The sequence below is a fragment of the Exiguobacterium sp. PvP048 genome (genome assembly GCF_040549175.1).
GTDB classification, from domain to species: domain Bacteria; phylum Bacillota; class Bacilli; order Exiguobacteriales; family Exiguobacteriaceae; genus Exiguobacterium_A; species Exiguobacterium_A artemiae.
This window is the reverse complement of the sequence record NZ_JBEPSU010000001.1, coordinates 241653-266187: the sequence shown is the minus strand read 5'-3', so window position 1 is coordinate 266187 and position 24535 is coordinate 241653. Positions and strand designations below refer to the sequence as shown.

Sequence of the window (24535 nt, the reverse complement as noted above, 5' to 3'; positions counted from 1 at the left end):
TTAATCTGTCTTTAAAACAGGAAAAGGATAAAAAAAGAAAGGGTGAGACAAGATGGAATCTCAACTGTCGCCACTTGAAGAACTGTATCATGTCTCAGAAACGGATAAAGTCAGGTTTATCGGGATGACAACGGAACAGGCGCGGTACGATTTTGGTGTCGTCTTTACCAAACAGTTTTTCGGGAAGATGTTAGTTGTCAGTCTTACGAGTGGACGGGCTGCTTTACTCGATCATACGGATGTTCTCGAGGCAGACGCCATGACGCGTCTGCTCGGGATCGAACCGGTGGATGCCGAGGCGGTCGGAGAATTTTTAGCGACGCTGTTGCCAGATGTTCCGAGTTATGAGCAGGCAGATTAAACGAGGTTGACTTCTAAAAGAATAATTCCTGTTTAAACGAGACAAGGGGGCAGATTCGGAATCTGCCCCCTTTATCTATTGGAGAAGCTGACTTTTAGGGTCAGCCGCTTATTATGAACGAAACTTAACGAATTGCATTCGATTGTTGAATGACTTTAATGGTCTCAAGTGTATGATCTTCGAGTCCTTGGACAGGAAGACCGGCTTCGATATTTTCTTTGATGTACGCTAAATTGTCTGTCGTAATCATTTCACCCGGAATGAAAATCGGAATGCCGGGTGGATAGACCATCATGAACTCTGCCGAAATCCGGCCGACAGCGTCTGCAAGTGGAATGGTTTCCGTTTCTTCATAAAAAGCATCACGCGGACTGAGAGCGAGTGCCGGAATGTCGGGTAAGACGATCGAGTGAGAAGATGTTTTAGCCCCTGTATCCCGATGACGCTCTACGAGATCAGCCATTCCTGCAAGCAAGGCATCAATCGTCTCTTCCGAATCACCGGAAGTGATGATCAGCAAGATGTTGTTTAAGTCGGACAGTTCCACTTCGATGCGATGTTCGTCCCGTAAAAATTCTTCGACAAGATGACCGGAGATGCCGAGTCCTTTGACGGAAATCAGAACTTTTGTCGGATCAAAGGCAAATGTCGCACTGGAATGAAGGTCCGATTCACCAAATACTGCGAGATAAGGAAGTTTTGCCAGTCCCATCCGCATCCGTGTCGCCAGTTCGAGCGCGCGACGGTTCATCGCTTCTCCGTTGATCGCGAGATGCCGGCGGGCGCAGTCGAGTGATGCCAGTAAAAGATACGACGTAGAAGTCGTCGTCAACATCGACAGGACAGCTTGTACTTTATCCGGCGAGACGAGACCGCGGCGGACATTCAAGACGGAACTGCCGGTAAGTGATCCTCCTAATTTATGAACACTTGTCGCAGCAAGATCTGCACCAGCCTGCATCGCAGAAAGCGGCATATCATCGTGGAATGCGATGTGAACGCCGTGTGCTTCGTCGACGAGGACGGGGATGCCTTTGCTATGAGCAAGGGTGACGATGCTCTCTAAGTCACCTGCAACGCCGAAGTACGTCGGATTGATGACGAGGACCGCTTTTGTATCCGGGTGAAGACTGAGGGCACGCTCGACGGCGCTTGGTGTGATACCGTGAGCGATACCGAACATTTCGTCAAACTCCGGGTGAATGAAAATCGGGTGCGCTCCAGAAAGAACGATAGCCGACATGACCGATTTATGAACGTTCCGAGGAACTAGAATTTTATCATCCGGACCGACGACACTCATGATCATTGCCATGATGGCGGTCGAGGTTCCTTGAACGGAGAAAAATGTTTCGTCTGCATGAAAGGCTTGGGCTGCTAGTTGATGTGCATCCTTGATGATTCCTTTCGGATGATGTAAATCATCGAGTGGCGCGATATTGATTAAATCGATATCAAGCGCGTTTTGACCGATGAATGATCGAAAAGCAGGATCCATCCCTTGGCCATTTTTATGACCGGGAATATGAAATTGAATTGGTTGACGTTTCGCATGCGCAAGCAGCGCATCGAATAAAGGTGTATCGAGCTGTGTTAAGCTTTTTGTTTGCACCAGATTTCCCCCCCTTAAAACCGAATAAAAAAACAATCAAACAAGCTAACTATAACAAGTTTTCATAAGGTTGCAACTGTTTTATGTTCGATTTCGTTGTAAAATAGGAAGCGTCAAGAAAGGAAGTGTCACAATGGCGGTCAATTATCCCATTAATCCGGACTGGTCGACGGACGAAATCGTAACAGTCATCCAATTTTTTAATACGGTCGAAGAGGCTTACGAAAAAGGAATCGATCGAACGTTCTTTTTAAAGGCCTACCAGGATTTTAAAACCATCGTCAATTCAAAGTCGGAAGAAAAACAGCTTGATCAGTTTTATTTTGAAGAGACTGGATGTTCGAGCTACCGTGCAGTTCAGCAGGCAAGAAAACAAACCGATGCTTTGTTACGTTTGAAAAAGTAACGAAATCCGTATCATCAAACAACCTCTTTTCTGACTGTCCAGAAGAGAGGTTGTTTGTTTAGAAAAAACAAAAACTGGTTATATACTACATACAAGACGATATCGTACAACTGAAAAATTTAAAAATAGACACTTTACATCTAAGTTAAATCGTACTATTATGGATTCAATCCACTAATTAGTCGCAATTGTCTGATAACTAAGTTTTTTATCCCGCGAAGGAGTGTGGTTACTGTGAAACAAGTGATTGAAGCATACAAAAGAAAAGATGCAGAAAAACGCATTCCTGTATTGCGCCTTGAAATCGATTATGAACTTGCGACTTTACATGATGCAATTGTAGCAAGTGATACGGAAGCGATGGGTGCCAGTAAGGAACGTCTTGAAAAATACCGCCAAGAGATGGTTCGTCTTGAAGCGTAATCAAGATGATCTTCTTAAAATAGAATAAACGATAATAAAATAATCCCAAAATCAACCAGCGAAATTTTTGTTGGTTGATTTTTTTTGTTATCATGAAAAGGTAGGACGGTCTAAAGGAGACGGAAAGGGTGAGTCGGATGCAAGGGATTGAGTTACATGCGATCGATCTAATCAAGCGGGCGGGAAAGTATATCCGTCAAAAGATGGATCAAGCGTATCATATAGAAGAAAAAACAAATAAAAGTGATCTTGTCACGGAAATTGATCAGCATGTGGAGGATTTACTGATTCGAGGAATTTTGGATCGGTATCCGGATCACCATGTGTACGGAGAAGAAGGACGAATCGTTCGTCCGGATACATTAGAAGGCACGGTCTGGTTCGTGGATCCGATTGACGGGACGATGAACTTCATTCGTCAAAAACGGTTATTCGCCATCTCGATTGCCATTATGGTAGAAGGAGAATTACGTTACGGATTCGTCTATGACGTGATGGCAGATGAACTGTTTCATGCCATTAAAGGGCAGGGGGCTTACGAAAACGGAATCCGGCTTGCACCAATCAAGGAAAGACCGGTCAATGAAGCGATTATCTGCATGAATGCGACATGGGTGACGGCAAACCGGCGAATCGATTCCAACCTGCTCGCGCCTCTTGTCCGTGATGCGGTCGGTGTTCGGGCAGTCGGTGCGGCTTCACTCGAACTCGCCTGGGTTGCGGCAGGTCGGGTCGACGGATATATTACGATGCGGAACATGCCGTGGGATTATACAGGGGGACAAGTCTTGATTGAAGAACTCGGCGGACGTGTCGGGACAATCGAGGGAGCGGACATGACGTATCTTGAACAAACGAGTGTATTGGCAGGAAGCCGGCAATTCGTTGAGGATGTCTTAACGTACGTGCAAAAATAAAACGCCCCTAGAGGGCGTTTAAGCTTGTTTACGTAAACGAGCTTTCAAGACGAAGCCTACTCCCATTGTTCCGATAGTTAAAAGAAGTGAGACGACAATCATAAGAACGTTTTGCTCCGCGATAAAAATACCGATGGCAGCCATTGAACCGACTGCGATAATGGCTAACAATAAAAAAAGAATCCGCATTTGTCATTTCCCCCTCACGATACATAAACTCGTCTTTAGTTTAGCGTGAATCAGGGACAATGAAAAGGCTTTCGCTGTCATCTTCAATCGAAGTGATTGCCAACTACCAGTCAACCTGTGCTATACTCTTAAAGTTGACCGAAAGTATTAATGGATTATTTAAATGAACAGAAAGAGGTACACACCTATGACAACATTAGTAAGAAACGATTTACGCAACGTCGCGATCATCGCCCACGTTGACCATGGTAAAACGACACTCGTCGATGAGCTTTTAAAACAATCTGGAACATTCCGTGCGAATGAACTAGTCGAAGAACGCGCAATGGACTCAAATGATATCGAGCGTGAGCGCGGAATCACGATCCTTGCTAAAAATACGGCAATTGATTACAAAAATACACGTATCAACATCGTTGATACACCAGGTCACGCCGATTTCGGTGGTGAAGTAGAACGTATCATGCGTATGGTTGACGGCGTTATCCTCGTTGTCGATGCACGTGAAGGCTGTATGCCACAAACACGTTTCGTATTGAAAAAAGCACTTGAACAAGGTCTTCAACCAATCGTCGTCGTCAATAAAATTGACAAACCGATGGTCCGTCCACTCGAAGTTGTTGACGAAGTCGTCGACCTCTTGATCGATCTTGGAGCAGATGAAGATCAACTCGAATTCCCAGTCGTTTATGCATCGGCAGTCAACGGCTCAAGTTCATTTGACCCTGAACTTGAAAATCAAGAAGATACAATTACAAACGTTCTTGATTTGATTCTTGAACACACACCGGCTCCTGTTGACAACAGCATGGACCCGTTACAATTCCAAGTTACAATGCTCGACTACGATAACTATCTTGGTCGTATCGGAGTAGGACGCGTTTTCCGTGGAGAAATCAAAGTTGGAGACAGCGTTTCGCTTTCTAAACTTGATGGATCAATCAAAAACTTCCGTGTTACAAAATTATTCGGATACTTTGGTCTGAAACGTGTTGAAATTGAAGCTGCAAAAGCTGGAGATTTGATTGCAATCGCAGGTATGGAAGATATCAACGTCGGTGAAACGGTTTGCCCGACTTCACACGTCGATCCACTCCCATTACTTCGTATTGATGAGCCGACTCTTCAAATGACGTTCATCGTTAACAACTCGCCATTCGCTGGTCGTGAAGGTGACCTCGTCACTTCGCGTAAAATCGAAGAGCGTCTTGAAAAAGAACTTGAAACAGACGTTTCGCTCCGTATCGAAAACACAGATTCGCCGGACCGCTGGATCGTATCTGGCCGTGGTGAGCTTCACCTCGGGATTTTGATTGAAAACATGCGTCGTGAAGGATACGAAATTCAAGTATCTAAACCGCAGGTAATCATCAAAGTTGAAGACGGCGTTAAAGTTGAGCCGTTTGAGCGCGTTGTCATTGATACACCTGAAGAGTACACAGGTGGTGTCATGGAATCGATCGGTCTCCGTAAAGGTGAACTGACGAACATGCAGACAATGGATAACGGACAAACAAAAATGGAATTCATCGTTCCTTCACGTGGATTGATCGGATACCGGAATGAATTCTTATCTGCAACACGTGGATACGGAATCATGAACCACACGTTCGAAGAATACCGTCCGTTCATCAATGCAGACATTGGTGGACGCCGCAGTGGAGTTATGGTCTCAATCGAGACGGGTAAAGCGACTGCTTATGCAATCTCTGCACTCGAAGACCGCGGAACAATCTTCATCGAGCCAGGTCTTGAAGTTTACGAAGGAATGATCATCGGTGAATGTAACCGTGACGTCGACCTCGCTGTTAACGTTGTTAAAGCGAAACAATTGACGAACATGCGTGCATCTGCGAAAGATACAACAAACGTTCTTAAACGTCCACGTGTCTTCTCACTTGAAGAATCATTAACATTCCTGAATGAAGATGAGTACTGTGAAATCACACCGCAATCAGTTCGTCTTCGTAAACAAGTATTAAACAAAAACGAACGTGAAAAACAAGACAAGCGCCGTCGTCTTGGTAAAGACTGAGCTCTTAACACGTAAGGGGGACTGGCAATGACTGCACAACCTGCCGTTGCTTCTGATTTCTCGAAATTTGATATTCCTGCCGTTGCGAAATTGCTTGGTGTGGGAAGTGACCCGAACAACTTGAGTGCCGGATTTAATGCACTGATGATTACGGTCGTCATCTTGACGTTAATCGTTTTTAAATTAGGTTTTGCGAAAGAGTTAGCCTGGTGGAAATCACTGATTGTCTATTTGTTACTCGCGGTATTTTCTGCTGCTTTAACACTCGTCTTTTGGACATGGCCGATTCCTGAAGTCTTACTTGCGATGGTCGTCATTCTCGGAATTTACCGATTCCGGATGTGGATGGTCAAACGTGAGCGAGAACGAACTGCTTCTTGATCATAAATCAATAAAAAAGTCCCGTTTCCTTTTGGAAGCGGGACTTTTTTGTGTGAAATGAATGGAAACGTAATCCGTGTTCGATTGCAGGAATAGTTTGCGGCAGGTTCGGGAAAAAAACAGCAAGAGGTGATCGAGATGATAAACCGAAGCTTAGGCATTTCGTGTGGTCTTGTGATTGTATTAGCCGGATGTTCGGAAACGACGACTAAAGATTCATCAAAAACAGTTCCCAAAACATCGGAAACGGTCAAAAGTGATATCATTTTTAAAAATTTAAGGACACCATGGAATATTGAGAAAAACCAAGAAGTGTTTTATATTACCGAACGGGAAGGGACAATTGTCAAAGGCACTGAAGGAAACTACAGCCGGACGGATCTCGAACTGACCGAACCGGTTGTTGCGCAAGGGGAAGGCGGACTGCTTGGGATGGCGCTTGATCCGGACTTCTCAAAGAATCGAACAGCATATGTCTATCATACGTATGAGAAGGATGGCGCGCTCTGGAACCGCATCATAGCGATTAAGGAAGAAAAGGAATCCTGGAAAGAACAACGGGTACTGCTCGATAAGATCCCCGGTGCCACGATTCATAACGGTGGCCGCATCGAAATAGGACCAGACGGATTGTTGTATGTCACGGCCGGAGACGCGGCAGTCCCTGAAAACGCTCAAAAACTCTCTTCGTTATCCGGAAAAATTCTCCGGATGAAACTCGATGGAAAACCGGCGGACGGGAATGTAAAAGAGTACATCTACAGTTACGGTCACCGGAATCCACAAGGTTTGGTGTTTGTCGACCAAACCCTGTATGCAACGGAACACGGACAGAACGGACACGATGAAATTAACCGGATCGAACAAAAAAATTACGGGTGGCCGTTGATTGAAGGAACGGAAAAGCAACAAGGGCTCGTCACACCTTGGTATGAAGTGGGCGAAAAATCAGTTGCGCCGAGCGGAGTAGCGGAACAAAACGGGAAACTGTATTTCGGGACGCTGGTCGGTCAAAGTCTCCGGTCGATTGAGACGGAGTCGTCGAAAGTGGAACAAATCGTGACGGATCGCGGGCGCATTCGGGACGTGATGACGGACGGGAAGGAACTTTATTATGTGACGAACAATACAGATGGACGAGGAAATCCGTCGGATGAAGACGATGTGCTGGTTCGTCTTAAGCCATAAAAAAACTACTTTGATCATTCAAAGTAGTTTACCATCTTTTTTTAGTTGTCGCCCATGTCGGATAAAGGTTAAAATGTCCGGTTTCTTGGCGCGCGATGGTCCGCTCAGTGACACGTTCATGACATTCATCGCATATGTAGACGCGTACCGGTTTATTTCGCAGTCTTTTTGCTGTAAAGGACCAGTCATCGATGGTTTCTCGTTTATCGCAGATGGTGCATTTGACACGCATGGGAGGTCCCCCTTTTTTTCTTAGTATATCATATTTAAGAATTGTTCAACTTGAAAAAGGGATGCGAATATATAGTATCGAATAGTAATAAAATAAGGAACAGAGGGGGTGGTACCATGGCAAATAAAGTGGAACATCGTCTGAGTGAACAGCAGATGAAGGCATTAACAGATTTACCGCTTGTGTTTTTAATCACACATGATCAGAGCAAAAGCTGGCCGATTACACATGCTATCAGTTGGGTGTATGCAAAAGACGAAACAACGATTCGCTTTGCGATTGAAGCAGATTCATTACTTGTCAAAACGTTAGCTGACCATCCTGTTTTTACACTTATTTTCTTTGCTGATCAGTCGACGTACAGTTTAACATGTACGGATGTCGCAGCCTGGGAAACGACAGCACGCTTACCGTTAAAGGTAGCGCTCTATGAAGGACAGATAAAAGAGGTCCGCGATATCTTATTCTACGGAGCCGCTGTGTCGGACCGGCCGCGTGTGTATAAAACGTACGATGAAGCAGCCGCGATGCAACTTGATCAACAAATTCAAGACATTTTAAAAGGATAACATTCATCAAAACTCGACTCTAAAGGAGCGAACGATGGAATGAAAAAAATATATGTGCTCGATACCAATGTCATGCTACATGATCCATTGTCTCTGTTTCAATTTCAAGAGCACGATGTCGTGATTCCGGCCATAGTCTTAGAAGAATTGGACGGAAAAAAACGAAATATGGATGAAGTCGGTCGAAATGCCCGGGAAACGGCACGGATTTTGGATCAATTGCGGGAAACGGGACACCTCCATGCCGGTGTTCCACTCGGGAACGGCGGAATTCTTCGGGTCGATATTGGAGATTCCATCAGTGAAGTGTCACCGTTTACGCATGAGTCCAACGACAATAAGATTCTGGAACTCGCCTGGTCGATTCATCGGGAACAAAAAGAACAGCAAAGCGGACGGGATGTCATCCTTGTTTCAAAAGATATCCTCGTCCGGGTTAAAGCAGATGCTTACGGATTAGTCGCAGAAGACTATTTGACCGATCACATCGCTGATCTGACCGGACTATATACGGGTTTTGTGGAATTGACCGTCGACCAAGAATACATCGATGCGTTTTATCAGGATAAACGATTATCGGTCGATGTTCTTCCGGAAAAAGTACATCCGAATCAATTCGTCATTTTAAAAAGTAATATGTCAAAAGCATCGGCAATTGCCGTCGTCGATCAGGAATTGCCGATCATCCGGGCTTTATCACTCGATATCGATCAAGTCTGGGGTGTCGTTCCGCGGAACGTTCAACAGCGGATGGCATTTGAACTGTTGCTTCGGGATGATGTGCCGCTTGTCACACTTGTCGGGAAAGCGGGAACCGGAAAAACATTACTGGCACTCGCAGCAGGGCTGTTACAGGTGGAAGATGAACACCGGTATAAAAAATTAGTTGTTGCCCGTCCGGTCGTACCGATGGGGAATGATATCGGATATTTGCCGGGAGAAATGGAAGAAAAGCTCCGGCCCTGGATGCAACCGATTTATGATAACTTGGAACATCTGTTCAATACGAGTTCCGGTGATGAGCTGGGGAACATTTTGGCAGGAATGAAATCGATTCAACTGGAAGCCCTGACTTACATCAGAGGTCGGAGCATGCCGGGACAATTCATCATTATCGATGAAGCGCAAAACCTGACGAAACACGAAGTGAAGACGATTTTGACCCGTGTCGGTGAAAACTCGAAAATTGTATTGGTCGGTGACCCGCAGCAAATTGATCATCCGTACCTGGATGAATATTCAAACGGATTGTCTTATGCAGTCGAGCGGTTGAAAGGTGAAAAGATGACAGGACATGTCAAACTGGTGAAAGGCGAGCGGTCAAGTCTGGCTCGTTTGGCAGCCGACTTGCTGTAAGCTCAACTACAAAAAAAGCCATTCTGTTTCCTTCAAGTCAGAAGAAACAGAACGGCTTTTTGTCGTTTCCGGATTACACGACAGTGATGCGAGTAACGGAGCGGACGATTTGATCACGATAAAGCAGATGGACAGGACCGTCGCTTAAAACTTTTCCGTCTTTTGAAAACTGTAAGTACAGTTCCGGTAACGTACTGAGATTGAGCTCGACTGTTTCTGTTCCTTCAAAGCGTAGCGCGGAGGCACCTTCAAGTGTCTCGGCATTTTGAATGAACGGTGCAAGCGGCATGGCAAACGTTCCCCGTAAGGCAGCATCTTTTTCTTCGCGCGTCATCGGTTTGTTGTGGTCCGTTCGACTGCCCTCTGTGATCCCTTTATCCCAAGCAGCCCCCATCTTGGCATAATAGGCTTCTTGTGCGTTATCCCCGACTTCTTTTCCAATATGGTCGACTTCAATCTTCCGTTCATCGAAGATCCAAACCGTCGGGTCGATTGTGAGTGGATAGCGGACGTTACCTGTAATCGGAAAAATCATCATTATTCCCCCTAAATGTATGAGTCGTGCAAATCCATTATACCGAAACGTTGAATTGTTGGCGAAAGTAAGGTAAAGTTTAGCTATAACAGGAACGCGTCATTTGATGAGGAGGGATTGGATTGTCAACTGAAATCGGGACAGTTCATCGCCAGCGCGCTCTTGAGCTACTAGAAGCGGATGCCCATAAAATCCGCCGGTTGATCGAGGTCCAGCTTGCGAATTTAACGATGCCACAATGTCCTCTTTATGAGGAAGTATTGGATACACAAATGTTCGGATTGTCACGCCAAATTGATTTTGCCGTTCGTCTCGAACTGATTGATGCGAGTGAAGGGAAACAATTACTCGACTCATTAGAACAGCAATTATCTGATTTACATGATGCGGAGACGTGCTGATTTTCTACTCAAACGTGAAATGCGGCGTTTGGGTATTTTTTTTTAGAACTAGGAATTAGAAAAAGGACGTGTACATAATGCAATCGAAGTTTAAGGAAAAACGTGCGTTTTTTGATTATCGCCTCTTCTTCACGATGCTGATCCTGATGGCCATCAGTACGGTGATGGTCTACAGTGCCAGTGTCTGGAACGGCGGCGATTACGCGAATACCTCATTTTTTGAAAAACAATTGATGTTTGACGTGATGGCGATTGTTGTCTTTTTGTTTGTCGCTCATTTAAATCATGAGACGTTCCGAGGACCGCTCGCTCGGTTGGGTTTATATCTCATTACATTCGGGATGTTGACGGCAACTCTGTTTGCTGCCCCGTTGAACGGAGCACGTGCCTGGTTAAATTTTGGGATTTTTTTGATTCAGCCGATTGAGCTGTGTAAATTTGTTCTTGTCATCGGTCTCGCCAACTACTTTGATCAAAAACATAAAGGACAGATGAACGGTGTGATTGGGATTGTCCATCATTTCATTCATCGGCAAATCGCACCCGATTCATCCGGCAAACGGATTTTGCTTAGTTTTACGGACTGGATCTTGATTCCGATGACCGTGTTGTTGGCTCCTTACGCCATTATTATCCGAATGCAGCCGGATGACGGAGGATTGTTTATCCTTCTTTTGATTTCGGCCATGATTCTTTTTGCAGTCGGCTTGCCGCACGGGTATATCGCTGTTGCCATCGTATTTGCATCAGGAGTCGGTCTGTATGCCTGGAACAATTTTTCCGCCAATCAGATGGAACGGATTCAAGCCATCTTCAATCCATTTTTAGATGCCGAAGGAAAAGGGTATCAACTGATTAATTCGGTCATCTCGATCGCTCATGGAGGATTCTTCGGAGTCGGTTTGGGGAACAGCTTTCAAAAGTACGGTTATCTGCCGGAGCCGGAGACCGATTACATCATGTCAATCATCTCGGAAGAACTCGGATTCGTCGGGGTTCTCGTTGTTCTCGGACTGTTGTTCTTTTTAATGTGGCAAGGGGCGCTGATTGCCCGGCAATCTGCTTCGATTTATTCGAGTATGGTGGCGTTCGGCATTTCGTCGATCATCTTTATCCAAACCGGTATCAATATCGGGGCGATGTCCGGTCTGTTTCCGGGGACGGGTGTGACGTTACCGTTTATCAGTTACGGCGGGTCTTCACTGCTTGTCATGAGTACGATGCTTGGGGTCGTGGCAAATATTTCGATGCAAAACAAGCACCGGATAGCGTATCATAAAGAAGTACAGGAAGCACGAAAGATGAGTGCTACGAGTTCATTACCTAAAGGGGGAGCATCAGTTGACTAAAATCAAAAAGATTCTTGTCGCCAACCGCGGAGAAATCGCGATTCGCGTATTCCGTGCGGCAACCGAACTCGGGATTCGGACAGTCGCTATTTATTCACGAGAAGATATGGGGTCGCTTCACCGGTACAAAGCCGATGAAGCGTACCGAATCGGTGAGGGAAAAAAACCGATCGAAGCATACCTTGATATCGAAGGAATCATCGAGACTGCCAAGAAGGCACAATGTGATGCAATCCATCCAGGTTACGGATTTTTGTCAGAAAATATTGAACTCGCTACTCGCTGTCGGGAAGAGGGGATTATCTTTATCGGTCCCCGAGAAGAACATCTCTACAGCTTCGGTGATAAAGTCCGTGCGCGGACAACAGCCATCGAAGCCGGTTTACCCGTTATTCCGGGAACGGACGGTCCGATCACATCGATTGATGAAGCGTATGCTTTCGCTGAAAAAGCCGGTTATCCATTAATGGTCAAAGCTTCTCTAGGCGGCGGCGGACGCGGGATGCGTGTCGTCCGGACAGAAGAAGAGTTGCCGGAAATGATTGAGCGGGCAAAATCGGAAGCTTTAAAAGCATTTGGTTCAGATGAAATTTACGTTGAAAAATTGATTGAACGTCCGAAACATATCGAAGTTCAAATCATCGGGGATGCCCACGGCAATATCGTTCATTTGTTTGAACGCGATTGTTCCGTGCAACGCCGTCACCAAAAAGTCGTCGAAGTCGCGCCGTGTGTCACGTTATCGGACGAAGGACGCCAAAAGATCTGTGAAGCAGCGGTAACGTTGATGAAGCATGTCGGCTATGAGAATGCCGGTACGGTTGAATTTTTAGTGACACAAGACGAGTCCTTCTATTTCATCGAAGTCAATCCGCGTGTTCAAGTCGAACATACGATTACGGAAATGATTACGGGCATTGATATCGTCCAGACACAAATTCGAGTCGCGGAAGGGGAATCACTACATAGTAACCTGGTGGGTATTCCTGCGCAAGAAAATATTCAAATGTTAGGTTTCGCCATTCAGAGCCGGATTACGTCCGAAGACCCGGAGAACGGCTTCCTGCCGGATACGGGAAAAATCAAAGCATACCGTTCACCAGGCGGTTTTGGCGTTCGTCTTGACGGCGGAAATGCCTATGTCGGTGCTGAAATCTCGCCTTATTACGATTCCTTGCTCGTTAAGATTTCGACACACGGCTTAACATACGATCAAGCCGTTGCTAAAATGAGCCGAAACTTAAGCGAGTTCCGGATCCGGGGAATTAAAACCAACATCCCATTCTTAAGTAATGTTCTGAAGCACCACGCGTTCATCAGCGGAGATTACAATACATCGTTTATCGACGACACAAAAGAATTGTTCATCTTCCCGAAACGACAAGACCGTGGTACGAAGTTGCTGACATATATCGGAGAAGTATCCGTCAACGGTTTCCCGGGAATCGGCAAGATTGAAAAACCGCTTGCCCGCGACGTCCGGATTCCGAAAGATCTTCCGGCTGACTATCAAGCAGGTGCGAAAGCGATTCTTGATACGGAAGGCCCGCTTGGTGTCATCAACTGGCTGAAAGCACAAGAACGGGTTCAATTGACAGATACGACTTTCCGTGATGCGCATCAGTCGTTGCTTGCGACACGGATGCGGACAAAAGATTTAGTGGCAATTGCCGAGGCGGAAGCCAAACTGTTGTCGGAACTGTTCTCAGTAGAGGCCTGGGGCGGTGCAACGTTTGACGTGGCATACCGTTTCCTGTCAGAAGATCCGTGGGTTCGTTTGATGCAGTTGCGTGAAAAGATGCCGAATGTGTTGATTCAGATGTTGTTACGCGGAGCCAATGCAGTCGGCTATAAAAACTATCCGGACAATGTCATTCATGCATTCGTCAAGGAAGCCGCGCAAGCGGGTGTTGATGTGTTCCGGATTTTCGACAGCTTAAACAATCCTGAATCCATTCAGCTGGCCATCGATGCCGTCTTGCCGACGGGTAAAATCGCAGAAGCAGCAGTTTGTTATACAGGCGACTTGTTTGATGCGAACCGTCCGAAATATCATCTTCCGTATTACGTTAAACTGGCGAAACAACTCGAAGCGAGCGGTGCCCATATCATTGCCATCAAAGATATGGCAGGTCTGCTGAAACCGGAAGCTGCCTACGCATTAGTCTCGGCGTTAAAAGATGCTGTTGATTTGCCGATTCATCTGCATACGCATGATGCAAGCGGGAACGGCATTTACACGTATGCCCGAGCTGTTGATGCCGGTGTCGATATCGTTGACGTCGCCGCTTCAAGTATGGCGGGACTGACAAGTCAGCCTGCCGGAGGAAGTCTGATTCATGCCCTCAGTGGTCACAAGCGTCAACCGCTCGTTTCGGCACAAAAATTTGAGGAAGTGTCGGATTACTGGCAGGATGTGCGCCACCTCTATCAAGCATTTGAACTTGATATGTTAGCACCGAACCCGACGGTCTATGATCATGAAATGCCGGGCGGTCAGTATTCGAATCTTCAACAACAAGCGAAAGCCGTTGGACTCGCGGATCGCTGGTCGGAAGTCAAAACGATGTATGCCCGCGTCAACATGTTGTTCGGCGACATCGTCAAAGTGACACCATCTTCGAAAGTCGTCGGTGATATGGCCTTGTTCATGGTCCAACACCATCTGACGGAAGAAGATGTTCTGGAACGTGCCAGCAATCTTGACTTCCCGGATTCTGTCGTCGAATTGATGAAAGGCGAGCTGGGTACGCCACCGGACGGTTTCCCGAAACAAGTCCAAGCGGCAATCCTTAAAGGCGTTGAGCCGTTGACGGAACGTCCAGGGAAAATGATGGAGCCACTCAATTTTGATGCCATCAAACATGAGTTGTTCGAGAAACTGGAACGTCCGGTAACGGAATTCGATGCTCTGGCATATGCCTTGTATCCGAAGGTATTCCTTGATTACAGTTCGTATGTCACACGTTACGGGGATATCTCCGTTCTCGATACGAGTACGTTCTTCCACGGCATGCGTCTCGGGGAAACAATCGAAGTCGAAATCGAGCGTGGAAAAACACTGTACCTGAAGTTGATTCAAATCGGTCAACCGGACGATCACGGTGTCCGTGTCATCTACTATGAGATGAACGGCGTCCCGCGTGAAGTCGAAGTAAAAGATATCAGCATCAAAGAAAGTTCGTCGAGCCGTCCGAAGGCCGATCGTTCGAACCCGAAACAGATCGGTGCTTCGATGCCCGGCAGCGTCTTGAAGGTCCTGGTCGAACCCGGTACCCGGATTCGTAAGGGAGAGCAGCTGCTTGTGACGGAAGCAATGAAAATGGAGACGACGATTCAAGCACCAGAAGACGGTGAGGTTAAATCGGTTCATGTCAAAGAAGGCGAAGCTATCGCGAGCCAAGATTTATTGATTGAATTCGTGTAATGCATAATATGTAACGCAGGATAAATACAGGGTGACGAAAACAGGCAAAACGCATGGCGGATTGCCTGTTTTTCGTTCATCGTCAGTTGATGGAGGAATGAATATGAATATCATCTGTTGGATTCGAAGTGATTTTCGGCTCGAGGACAATCATATGCTGGCACGAGCGGTCGACTATCTTGAAAAGGACGAACAGGCAAATGTCGAGTTCGTTTTCTGGATGAACCCGGACTACATCGGAGAGTATGATGCGAGGCAACAGTATTTTTTTCAGGCACTCGAACATTTCGCAAAAAACTGCAAGACCCATGATATGCCAATCCGTTTCATTGAAGGACAGGAAAAGGATTTTCTCGAAGCAACGGAAATGGCTGATGTTCTGTTGTTTAACGCCGAGTACGTCGAACCGTTCAAGAGCCGTGACGACGGCATCATGAAAAAACGGGGCGATAAAAAAACGGAACGGTTGCTTGACCGCCATCTGCTTCATCCGCATGCCGTCAAAAAAAATGACGGATCCTATTACAAGGTATTTACACCGTATAAAAATGCTTTTTTGAAGAAAGATGTCGATAAACCGTATCCGGTCAAGCTGAATCTTTTAAAGGAACGTTATCACAAACGGCGGCAGAACAATGCCTTTATGCTGGATTATTTTAAGCGGGCGGCATCAGACACCGACTTCGCGGTCGGGGAAGAAACGGCTCGAAAACGTTTACGATCATTCCTTAAAAATAATTTATCTGCTTATGAGGAGCAACGGGATCTGCCGGCCGTCGACGGAACAAGCCTGATGTCCCGATATCTGCGGACTGGTGAAATCGGAATTCGGACGATTTTTGATGCGGTCCAGCAGGAACAGGATTCAAAAGGAAAACAGACCTATCTGACGGAATTGATCTGGCGGGAATTTTACTACACGATTCTCATGCATTATCCGGAATCCAAACGACTGCCGGTTAATGAACAGTATACGAAGATTGAGTGGGAAACGGATGAGAAGGGATTCAAAGCCTGGGCAGAAGGGAAAACCGGGTACCCGATCGTCGATGCAGCGATGCGTCAGCTCAATACGACTGGATGGATGCATAACCGCCTGCGAATGATTGTCGCATCTTTTTTGACGAAGGATTTATTAGTCGACTGGCAAAAAGGAGAACGCTACTTCCAACAGAAACTGGTGGACTATGAAGCAGCGTCGAATATCGGCGGGTGGCAGTGGGCGGCATCCGTCGGTACGGACGCTGTGCCGTATTTCCGTGTCTTCAATCCGACGACCCAGTCGAAGAAATTCGATAAGGATGGAGCGTTCATCCGTACCTATTTGCCGGAACTGAAGGATTTGCCGAAAACATCGATTCATGAACCGACGGAACAACAACGAAAAGACTACGATTATCCGATGCCGATTGTCGAGCACGATATGGCCCGGAAACGAGCGATTGCCCGTTTTAAATAAAGCGTATAAAAAAAGGGAGGCGGATAGTTGAAAAATCCGCTTCCCTTTTTAGTTGAAGGTTTAATCAGCGCAGTCTAGAATCCTTTTTTCGCGTCCGGAATGCATGGTAAGCGAGGTAAGAGATGACTCCGAAATAACAAGTGATCAGGAATGCGTGTAATAACGGAACGTACGTGGCATGTCCACCAAGAACGATCCAGGCACCGGTTGCAACCTGACAAGAGATAAAGAAGGTTGCGAACAACATACCGGTACGCGAGGTCCGGTGTTTCAGGCGAATCGCCGTGTAGTGGACGAACAGCGTATAGAAGAACAACAGACCGGCCAAAATCCGGTGAATCATTTGCACCCACGCTTCGAACGTCATCGTCGGTTGCGAACAGACCGGCCAGCCGACGCAGGCATACGTCGCACCGACATGGCGGACGAACGCTCCGGTGTAAACGACGATTAACGTATAGATCAGTAAGCCGTACAGCAGTTTACGCAAGAACGCTGGGACCGATTCCCTGAATTCTTGACCGGGACGCTCCATAATCAAGATCGTCAAGATAAGTAAGGAAGCAAAAGAAATCAATGAGATTCCAAAATGGAGTGCCATGACGAGATCCGACTGTTGCCAAACGACGGCACCTGCACCGACGATGGATTGAATCAACATGAAAATGAAGGCCAGGAAAGCGAAAATCTTGATATCCAGGCGATCTTTGAAAGCGACAAGTGTCCAAAGACACAAGGCGATGATCAATAAACCGACGACTCCTGTCACAGCGCGGTGACTATACTCAATCATCGTTTCGACACTTGGATTAGTTGGAATCAATTCTCCGTGACAGAGCGGCCAATCGGTCCCGCATCCGTTTCCGGAATCTGTTTTCGTGACGGTCCCCCCCATGAGAAGAACGATCATCATCGTGAATGTGACAAATGCTGAAAAAATCGAAAGTTTTCGATTCAAAACGCAGCCACCACCTTTCTAGAGAAAATACATGATACTTGAAATACCTAGCAATAGTATCGCATAAAAAATATCGAAACGCTTGCAATCTTTTAGAAGAACGCTATTCTAATATTAGGTAAATATGGTGAACTGTGAGGTTAATCACATAGAATTCACATTTTGTTCATTATGTCGAAAGTATTTTCATACGTCATGACCTTGAATATGTGGTATCTTTTATAGAGAAAAGGACGTTTCGTGGCGTGTCTGTGTTATTTCTGTGAAGAAAATACGTGAATCCTACGTACAGAAAGAACGCGGACGGTTAGAAGGAGGAAACAACATGGCGAAAGTAAACGGGGAGACCCTGGACATCATGATCGAGCAATCGGATCAGCCGACGTTCAAGGACTATGTCACCCTAGCAAAGATGGGAATCGTTCGTGCGAATCTCATCACCGTCTTCGCAGGTTATGTCGTGGCAGCATCATACTTAACGGATGATGTTCTACTGTACTTGTGGCAGACGAAGTTGACATTATTGTGGACGCTTCTCGGAAGTGGACTGGTCATTGCCGGTAGTTGTTACCTCAATAACTATATCGACCGTGACATTGATTACAAGATGGAGCGGACGATGGGAAGACCGAGTGTAACCGGTAAGATGGATGGGCAACGGATATTGGCATTAGGACTTGGCATACTGGCTACCGGTACCGTCCTGTTGCTGATCGTTAACCATGTCGCGGCAGTTTTCGGATTGATTGGTTCGTTTGTCTATGTCGTCATCTATACGATGTGGTTAAAGCGGACACACACGATCAATACAGTCGTAGGTGGTATTTCCGGAGCAGTGCCACCGATCATTGGATTTGCGGCAGTCACTCCAACACTTCATATCGATGCATGGATTTTGTTTCTCATCATGTTCGTATGGCAACCGCCTCACTTCCTTGCGCTCGCCATGAGACGGACGGAAGAGTACCGGGCTGCCGGTATTCCAATGTTACCTGTCGTCAATGGTTTTGCGATCACGAAACGGCAAATTGTATGGTGGATTGCAGTTTTAGTTCCATCATCACTCCTCCTTGCGCATTACGGCATCATTTATATGCTTGTCATGGCAGTGCTTGGCGGATACTGGCTCTACATGGGACTGAAAGGTCTCAAAATCAAGGAAGAACAAGCTGAGATTAAGTGGGCTTCGAAGATGTTTTTCTTCTCGCTCTTTTATTTCACGGCTTGGATCGTGACGGTCGTACTCGTTTCTCTCTAAAACGATTTGACATACTTCACGGACACCATTGAAGAAAGAAAAAAATTGGGGAAAAGAAAGTGGGGATGGTTGTGAAAAAATCAGGAAAAATGCTCTTCCGGCTTCTTCCGATCGGTTTGATGGCATTATTGTTATCAGGTTGTGGAATCCCGGAATTGTCCGCACTACAGCCTCGCGGGGAAGGCGCACAAATGCAACTTGAAATCATTAAGCTCAGCTTATGGGTCATGTTGTTTGTCCTTGCGATTGTAGCAGTCATCTATATTTACGTACTTATGAAATTCCGTCGTAAAGCTGGAGACAACACTGTTCCGAAACAAGTGGAAGGAAATCATACACTTGAAATCATTTGGACAGTCATTCCGATTCTCTTGTTAGTCGTTCTTGCCGTACCAACCATCAAAACGACGGTTGAATTAGCAGATGCGAAAGAAGCGAAGAAAAATGAAGTCATCAACGTTACAGCCAACTTGTACTGGTGGGAGTTCGAATATCCAGACAAAGGTGTTTCAACAGGACAAGAACTCGTTATTCCAGTCGGAAAACGTGTCGCTGTCAACTTAACTTCAAAAGACGTCATCCACTCATTCTGGGTACCGGCTCTTTCTGGTAAGACAGATACAAACCCGGGTCTCGATAACGAGATGTGGTTACAAGCACAAGAAGCCGGAACATACTACGGTAAATGTGCCGAGTTATGTGGACCTTCACATGCATTGATGGACTTCAAGGTCATCGCGCTTGAGCAAGATGATTACGATGCATGGCTTAAAGACATGAAATCAGCTAAAGAAGCAGAAACAAAACAATTGGATGCAAAAAACAAAAAGAACTGGACGACTGGCGAGCAAGTTTACGCACAAAACTGCCTCAGCTGTCACGGTGGCGGGAAAGTCGCGCCAAGCTTAACAAACTTTGGTGATCGTCAGCGTATCGCTGGATACCTCGACCATGACAAAGAAAATCTCGAAAAATGGATTCGCAATCCGCAAAAAGAAAAACAAGGAACAAAAATGCCTGGTTTCTCTGAAGATAAGATTAGCGATGAAGAGTTAAGCGAACTTGCAGACTACCTATTGGACAAAAAGCTCCAATAATATTTAAGGGGGAATCATAGTGGGGACACATACTATGGGTATGCCGAAGAAAAAAACCGGCATCATGGACTGGCTAACGACAGTCGACCATAAAAAAATCGGGGTTCTCTATATCATCTCTGGATTGTTTTTCCTTCTGGTTGGTGGCGTAGAAGCCTTAATGATTCGTTTTCAATTGATTAAACCGATGAACGATTTCGTCAGCGGTGAATTATTTAACCAGTTGATCACGATGCACGGTACGACCATGATCTTCCTGGCAGCCATGCCGATGTTGATCGGCTATATGAACGCTGCTGTTCCGCTTCAAATCGGAGCACGTGACGTTGCGTTTCCGTTTTTAAACGCACTTGGTTTTTGGTTGTTCTTCTTCGGGGGAGTTTTGTTGAACCTGTCATGGTTCTTCGGCGCAGCTCCGAACGCAGGGTGGACAGCATATGCTCCGCTTTCAACTGTTCCGGAATCTCTCGGTGTTGATTTCTACTCACTCGGATTACAGATTTCTGGTTTCGGTACACTCATGGGGGGGATTAACTTCCTCGTTACGATTTTGAACATGCGTGCACCAGGTATGAAACTGATGCGGATGCCGTTGTTCACATGGACAGCATTCGTTGCATCAGCATTGATCGTTTTCGCATTCCCGCCACTTACGGTCGGATTGTTCCTCTTGACGTTTGAGCGTCTGTTCGGGGCACATTTCTTCGATCCGGCAGCCGGTGGTAACATCGTCATCTGGGAACACCTTTTCTGGATTTTCGGTCACCCGGAAGTATACATCTTGATCTTACCGGCCTTCGGTATCTTCTCTGAAATCATTCCTACATTTGCCCGTAAACGTCTCTTCGGTTATACGACGATGGTCTTTGCGACAATGTTAATCGGTTTCTTAGGATTCATGGTTTGGGTTCACCACATGTTCACAGTCGGACTTGGTCCAGTTGCGAACGCAATCTTCGCGGTTGCGACAATGGCGATCGCCGTTCCGACCGGGGTCAAAATCTTCAACTGGCTCTTTACGCTATGGGGCGGTAAATTGACGTTCCCGGTTGCGATGCTCTATTCGGTTGCCTTCATCCCATCATTCCTTGTTGGTGGTATGACAGGGGTTATGCTTTCTGTTGCTCCTGCCGATTATCAGTACCATGACAGCTACTTCGTAGTTGCCCACTTCCACTACGTTATCGTTGGTGGGGTTGTCTTCGGCCTCTTCGCAGGTCTGTACTACTGGTTCCCACTCATGTTCGGGAAACAGCTCAACGAGTTCTGGGGTAAAATTCAATTCTGGTTGTTCTTCATCGGCTTCCACTTGACGTTCTTCCCGCAACACATTCTCGGTCTGACTGGTATGCCACGTCGTGTCTTCACGTACTTGCCAAACCAAGGCTGGGAAACAATGAACTTACTGTCATCAATCGGAGCAGCCTTCATGGGTGTCTCGACAATCGTTCTTGTCGTATCCATCGTTGCAGCATTGATGTCAAAAGAATACGTTAAACGTGACGTCTGGGGCGACGGTCGTACCCTCGAGTGGACGCTTCCTGTTCCAACTCCAGAGTACAACTTTGCACAGATTCCACTTGTTAAAGGTCTTGACACATACTGGCTCGAAAAAATGGCTGGAAACAAAACGGTTTCGGTTTCGGAAGAAGTCGGCGATATCCACATGCCGAACAACTCGATCCTGCCATTCGTCATGTCAGTCGGTTTATTCCTTGCCGGTCTCGGATTCATTCTTCGCCTTGACTACGGTACAGTAGGTCTGATCATCGCCTTGATCGGTCTTGCGATGACACTCTTCGCAATGTTCCTCCGTTCTTGGATTGACGATGAAGGATACTACATCCCGAAAGCGGAAATCGAAAAAGATCTACGCCTTGAAGCTGAAAAGGAGGCGAAGTAAGATGGGACATCATTCAGTACCAAACAACCCGATCACGGGTATTCCGGATCATGTTGAAAAAGCAACACTTGAGGGTAAGAATAAATATGTAGCCTTCTGGTTCTTCCTTGGAGGAGAGACGACATTGTTCGCTTCTCTCTTCGGGACGTACATCGGTTTGCACAACTCTGGTGCAAAAGAAGGATTACGCAGTTACGATATTTTTGAAATGGGTCTTGTCTTCATCATGACGATGCTCCTTCTCACAAGCTCACTGACAAGTGTTCTTGCGATGATGGCGATGAAACGTAATGATGTGAAGAAAATGAAAATGTGGTTGATCATCACGCTTGCACTCGGTTTAGGGTTCCTCAGCGGTGAGATTTATGAGTTCAATCATTATTACCACATCGGTCACACGTTTACGTCAAGTGCTTTTGGATCAGCCTTCTACACACTCGTTGGTTTCCACGGAGCACACGTCTTGTTCGGTCTCCTCTGGATCTCGACATTGTTGATTCGGAACTGGAATCGCGGCATCACGGTCGTCAACGCACCGAAGTATTATGTTTCAAGTCTTTACTGGCACTTCATTGACGTCGTCTGGGTCTTTATCTTCTCAGTCGTCTACCTCATGGGGATGGTGAAATAAGATGGAAAAACACGAACCGCAATTAACACGTAATCAAGTTGAACTCGAGTTGAAAGCAGATCGCAGCCGCGAGATGCAGTTGCAACTCACGAGTTTCGCTTTGATGATCTTTCTCACACTGATTGCTTTTGGTGCGGTCATGGCAGAACTCATGCCACACTGGGCAGCGGGTGGATTCCTGATCATCATGGCAATCGTTCAAGTCTACTTGCAGCTTTATATGTTCATGCATATGAACAATAAAGGCAACACGTGGGTCAAAGTCATGATGGCACTCGGCATCTTCGTCGCCTTGACGATCGTCGCGACACTCCGTCTTTTGATCTGGTAATCAATTGTGACCATTCTGCTAACGTTTAGCAGGATGGTCTTTTATTTTGGAATCGTTTTATGAGAAACCTTTACAATGAAATAGGGGAACGGTAATCTTAATCTGTAGGAAAAAGGAACGGGGTGAAAAACATGTTAGGCAATTTAAGGGGATCCTTATCACAATTCGACTGGACCGTTTTATGGAGTCCATACTATGCATTACTTTTAATTGGTATATATGTTTTATACGCTGTATTGACGGAAAAAATCCGTCGACCTGATGAAGCGGAGACGACATTAGGACAAAAGTTTTCGATGCTTGCGGCTTTGTTTGTCTATTACATCGGTTTTGGCAGCCCGCTTGATGTCTTGGCCCATATCACGTTCTCTGCTCATATGTTGCAGATGGTCTTCGTGTACATGGTGGCACCGCCGCTCTTGATGATTGCGATTCCAGGGTGGGTGTTCAAACGGTTGTTTGAGGTACCGTATCTTGGACGGACATTACGATTTTTCATTTTGCCGTTGATTGCACTGATTTTGTTTAATTCACTGTTTACGTTTTATCACATGCCCTTCATCTTTGATTACGTCCTGACGAACTATACGGTGCACCGGATTTTCCACGGGACATTGATTTTCCTCAGTATGACGATGTGGTATCCGATTATCGCACCGGTCAATGAAGAAGACAGCTTGTCGGATTTGAAGAAAATGGTTTATATCGTCGCCAATGGTGTTTTGTTGACGCCGGCGTGTGCGTTCATGATCTTTAGTCAAAGTTTCCAGTACGACGCCTATCAGGATCCGGCAACATTCGCAAAAGTATTAGCATACTGTATGCCGAATAATGATTTGAGTGGACTCAACATGGAACGGCTGTTCGGAACAACAAAAGATTTGCTCGAAGACCAGCGTTTTGGTGGGGTTCTCATGAAACTTGGTCAAGAGTTAGTGTATGGGCTGTTCTTTGGTCTGACATTCTTTACTTGGGTCAGACGTTCTAAAAGTACTGCTGTCGATGAAGGTATGTCCTTCTCGCCAAAAGCGGATTAAATTGGGGGAAGTTGGAACATGAGTTATTTGCCGTTGATTTGTGTCTCGTTGATTGTCATCAGTGCGATTTTTGTCGCAATCGGTTGGTTTTTGATTGCGCAGACACGCCGAAATATGAAAGCACACCAATTCGTGATGACGATTGCTGCTGCATTAGCCTTACTATTCTTCATCATGTACGCGTTACGGACGATTCTGCTCGGTAACACGGCGTTTGGAGGACCGGATACGGTCAAACCGTACTACACAGGATTTTTGATTTTCCACATTTTGCTCGCGACATCAGGTGGTGTCCTTGGACTGATGGCTCTGTTCTTTGCCTATAAGAAAAACTTTGCAAAACACCGTAAAATCGGTCCGAAAGCATCGGTCATTTGGTTTTTAACGGCGATTACAGGTGTGATCGTCTACTGTCTGTTATACGTGGTCTACGAGCCGGGAGAGACAACAAATGTGTTCCGGGCCGTCTGGAACCATTAA

25 protein-coding genes are annotated in these 24535 nt (G+C 46.1%); 20 read left to right on the top strand and 5 right to left on the bottom strand.

Going from position 1 to position 24535, the window contains the following annotated elements; translation table 11 throughout:
* Window positions 1-52 precede the first annotated feature (52 nt).
* Window positions 53-361, top strand: coding sequence for an SAV0927 family protein (locus ABIC15_RS01375; RefSeq protein WP_354019542.1), 309 nt, complete (start codon window positions 53-55; stop codon window positions 359-361).
* Between the two features lie 124 nt (window positions 362-485).
* On the opposite strand, the gene ABIC15_RS01370 is transcribed toward ABIC15_RS01375, so the two are convergent.
* Entirely contained in the window at window positions 486-1973 is a 1488-nt protein-coding gene (locus ABIC15_RS01370; protein ID WP_012370876.1) for an aminotransferase class I/II-fold pyridoxal phosphate-dependent enzyme, read from the bottom strand.
* 133 nt (window positions 1974-2106) lie between these two features.
* Here ABIC15_RS01370 and ABIC15_RS01365 point away from each other — a divergent pair, with 133 nt between their 5' ends.
* The 3 genes from ABIC15_RS01365 (at window position 2107) to ABIC15_RS01355 (ending at window position 3719) form a co-directional block, all read left to right on the top strand.
* A complete protein-coding gene (locus ABIC15_RS01365; protein ID WP_012370875.1) occupies window positions 2107-2379 on the top strand; it encodes a UPF0223 family protein in 273 nt (90 codons plus the stop codon).
* Window positions 2380-2613: 234 nt separating this feature from the next.
* A complete protein-coding gene (locus tag ABIC15_RS01360; protein WP_012370874.1) occupies window positions 2614-2802 on the top strand; it encodes a hypothetical protein in 189 nt (62 codons plus the stop codon).
* Window positions 2803-2939: 137 nt separating this feature from the next.
* Window positions 2940-3719, top strand: a complete 780-nt coding sequence (locus tag ABIC15_RS01355) for an inositol monophosphatase family protein (RefSeq protein WP_052294397.1) — start codon at window positions 2940-2942, stop codon at window positions 3717-3719.
* An 18-nt stretch (window positions 3720-3737) separates the two neighbouring features.
* Here ABIC15_RS01355 and ABIC15_RS01350 read toward each other — a convergent pair whose 3' ends face one another.
* A complete protein-coding gene (locus ABIC15_RS01350; RefSeq protein WP_012370872.1) occupies window positions 3738-3908 on the bottom strand; it encodes a DUF5325 family protein in 171 nt (56 codons plus the stop codon).
* 187 nt (window positions 3909-4095) lie between these two features.
* Here ABIC15_RS01350 and typA point away from each other — a divergent pair, with 187 nt between their 5' ends.
* The 3 genes from typA to ABIC15_RS01335 all read left to right on the top strand — a co-directional run bounded on the left by typA (window position 4096) and on the right by ABIC15_RS01335 (window position 7512).
* On the top strand, window positions 4096-5943 hold the full coding sequence (gene typA, locus ABIC15_RS01345) for a translational GTPase TypA (protein ID WP_012370871.1): 1848 nt from the start codon (window positions 4096-4098) through the stop codon (window positions 5941-5943).
* Window positions 5944-5970: 27 nt separating this feature from the next.
* Window positions 5971-6324: a YlaH-like family protein gene (locus tag ABIC15_RS01340; RefSeq protein ID WP_012370870.1), complete on the top strand. Its 354-nt coding sequence runs from the start codon at window positions 5971-5973 to the stop codon at window positions 6322-6324.
* Window positions 6325-6462: 138 nt separating this feature from the next.
* The gene (locus ABIC15_RS01335) at window positions 6463-7512 is read left to right on the top strand and encodes a PQQ-dependent sugar dehydrogenase (protein ID WP_354019541.1); all 1050 of its coding nucleotides are present in this window, start codon (window positions 6463-6465) and stop codon (window positions 7510-7512) included.
* A gap of 28 nt (window positions 7513-7540) precedes the next feature.
* Here ABIC15_RS01335 and ABIC15_RS01330 read toward each other — a convergent pair whose 3' ends face one another.
* Window positions 7541-7744 (bottom strand): YlaI family protein, encoded by a 204-nt coding sequence (locus ABIC15_RS01330; protein WP_012370868.1) that lies wholly within the window; start codon window positions 7742-7744, stop codon window positions 7541-7543.
* 116 nt (window positions 7745-7860) lie between these two features.
* Here ABIC15_RS01330 and ABIC15_RS01325 point away from each other — a divergent pair, with 116 nt between their 5' ends.
* Window positions 7861-8313, top strand: a complete 453-nt coding sequence (locus tag ABIC15_RS01325) for a PNPOx family protein (RefSeq protein ID WP_012370867.1) — start codon at window positions 7861-7863, stop codon at window positions 8311-8313.
* Between the two features lie 39 nt (window positions 8314-8352).
* Window positions 8353-9669 carry a PhoH family protein gene (locus tag ABIC15_RS01320; RefSeq protein ID WP_012370866.1) on the top strand — a complete coding sequence of 439 codons (1317 nt, stop codon included), beginning with the start codon at window positions 8353-8355 and terminating at the stop codon, window positions 9667-9669.
* Between the two features lie 73 nt (window positions 9670-9742).
* Here the strand turns inward: ABIC15_RS01320 and ABIC15_RS01315 are convergent, their stop codons facing one another.
* A complete protein-coding gene (locus ABIC15_RS01315; RefSeq protein ID WP_012370865.1) occupies window positions 9743-10204 on the bottom strand; it encodes a hypothetical protein in 462 nt (153 codons plus the stop codon).
* 122 nt (window positions 10205-10326) lie between these two features.
* Between ABIC15_RS01315 and ABIC15_RS01310 the strand changes: the two genes are divergently transcribed.
* The 4 genes from ABIC15_RS01310 to ABIC15_RS01295 all read left to right on the top strand — a co-directional run bounded on the left by ABIC15_RS01310 (window position 10327) and on the right by ABIC15_RS01295 (window position 16840).
* Window positions 10327-10605: an Fpa/YlaN family protein gene (locus ABIC15_RS01310; RefSeq protein WP_014970798.1), complete on the top strand. Its 279-nt coding sequence runs from the start codon at window positions 10327-10329 to the stop codon at window positions 10603-10605.
* Window positions 10606-10682: 77 nt separating this feature from the next.
* The gene (locus tag ABIC15_RS01305) at window positions 10683-11954 is read left to right on the top strand and encodes an FtsW/RodA/SpoVE family cell cycle protein (protein WP_354019540.1); all 1272 of its coding nucleotides are present in this window, start codon (window positions 10683-10685) and stop codon (window positions 11952-11954) included.
* On the top strand, window positions 11947-15381 hold the full coding sequence (locus ABIC15_RS01300) for a pyruvate carboxylase (RefSeq protein ID WP_354019539.1): 3435 nt from the start codon (window positions 11947-11949) through the stop codon (window positions 15379-15381). Before ABIC15_RS01305 ends, ABIC15_RS01300 begins: the two co-directional genes overlap by 8 nt.
* A gap of 103 nt (window positions 15382-15484) precedes the next feature.
* A complete protein-coding gene (locus ABIC15_RS01295) occupies window positions 15485-16840 on the top strand; it encodes a cryptochrome/photolyase family protein (protein WP_354019538.1) in 1356 nt (451 codons plus the stop codon).
* Between the two features lie 64 nt (window positions 16841-16904).
* Here the strand turns inward: ABIC15_RS01295 and ABIC15_RS01290 are convergent, their stop codons facing one another.
* Window positions 16905-17798 (bottom strand): COX15/CtaA family protein, encoded by an 894-nt coding sequence (locus ABIC15_RS01290; protein WP_354019537.1) that lies wholly within the window; start codon window positions 17796-17798, stop codon window positions 16905-16907.
* 325 nt (window positions 17799-18123) lie between these two features.
* Here ABIC15_RS01290 and cyoE point away from each other — a divergent pair, with 325 nt between their 5' ends.
* From cyoE to ABIC15_RS01255, 7 genes are all read left to right on the top strand, one after another.
* Complete coding sequence (gene cyoE / locus ABIC15_RS01285) at window positions 18124-19056, top strand: heme o synthase (protein WP_114595410.1); 933 nt, start codon at window positions 18124-18126, stop codon at window positions 19054-19056.
* A 65-nt stretch (window positions 19057-19121) separates the two neighbouring features.
* The gene (coxB, locus tag ABIC15_RS01280; protein ID WP_012370858.1) at window positions 19122-20153 is read left to right on the top strand and encodes a cytochrome c oxidase subunit II; all 1032 of its coding nucleotides are present in this window, start codon (window positions 19122-19124) and stop codon (window positions 20151-20153) included.
* Window positions 20154-20187: 34 nt separating this feature from the next.
* Complete coding sequence (gene ctaD / locus ABIC15_RS01275) at window positions 20188-22056, top strand: cytochrome c oxidase subunit I (protein WP_026827913.1); 1869 nt, start codon at window positions 20188-20190, stop codon at window positions 22054-22056.
* Window position 22057: 1 nt separating this feature from the next.
* Window positions 22058-22687: a cytochrome (ubi)quinol oxidase subunit III gene (locus tag ABIC15_RS01270; protein ID WP_012370856.1), complete on the top strand. Its 630-nt coding sequence runs from the start codon at window positions 22058-22060 to the stop codon at window positions 22685-22687.
* Between the two features lies 1 nt (window position 22688).
* Window positions 22689-23018, top strand: a complete 330-nt coding sequence (locus ABIC15_RS01265; protein ID WP_012370855.1) for a cytochrome C oxidase subunit IV family protein — start codon at window positions 22689-22691, stop codon at window positions 23016-23018.
* Between the two features lie 131 nt (window positions 23019-23149).
* Window positions 23150-24055 carry a cytochrome c oxidase assembly factor CtaG gene (ctaG, locus tag ABIC15_RS01260; protein WP_041261986.1) on the top strand — a complete coding sequence of 302 codons (906 nt, stop codon included), beginning with the start codon at window positions 23150-23152 and terminating at the stop codon, window positions 24053-24055.
* An 18-nt stretch (window positions 24056-24073) separates the two neighbouring features.
* Window positions 24074-24535, top strand: a complete 462-nt coding sequence (locus ABIC15_RS01255) for a DUF420 domain-containing protein (protein WP_012370853.1) — start codon at window positions 24074-24076, stop codon at window positions 24533-24535.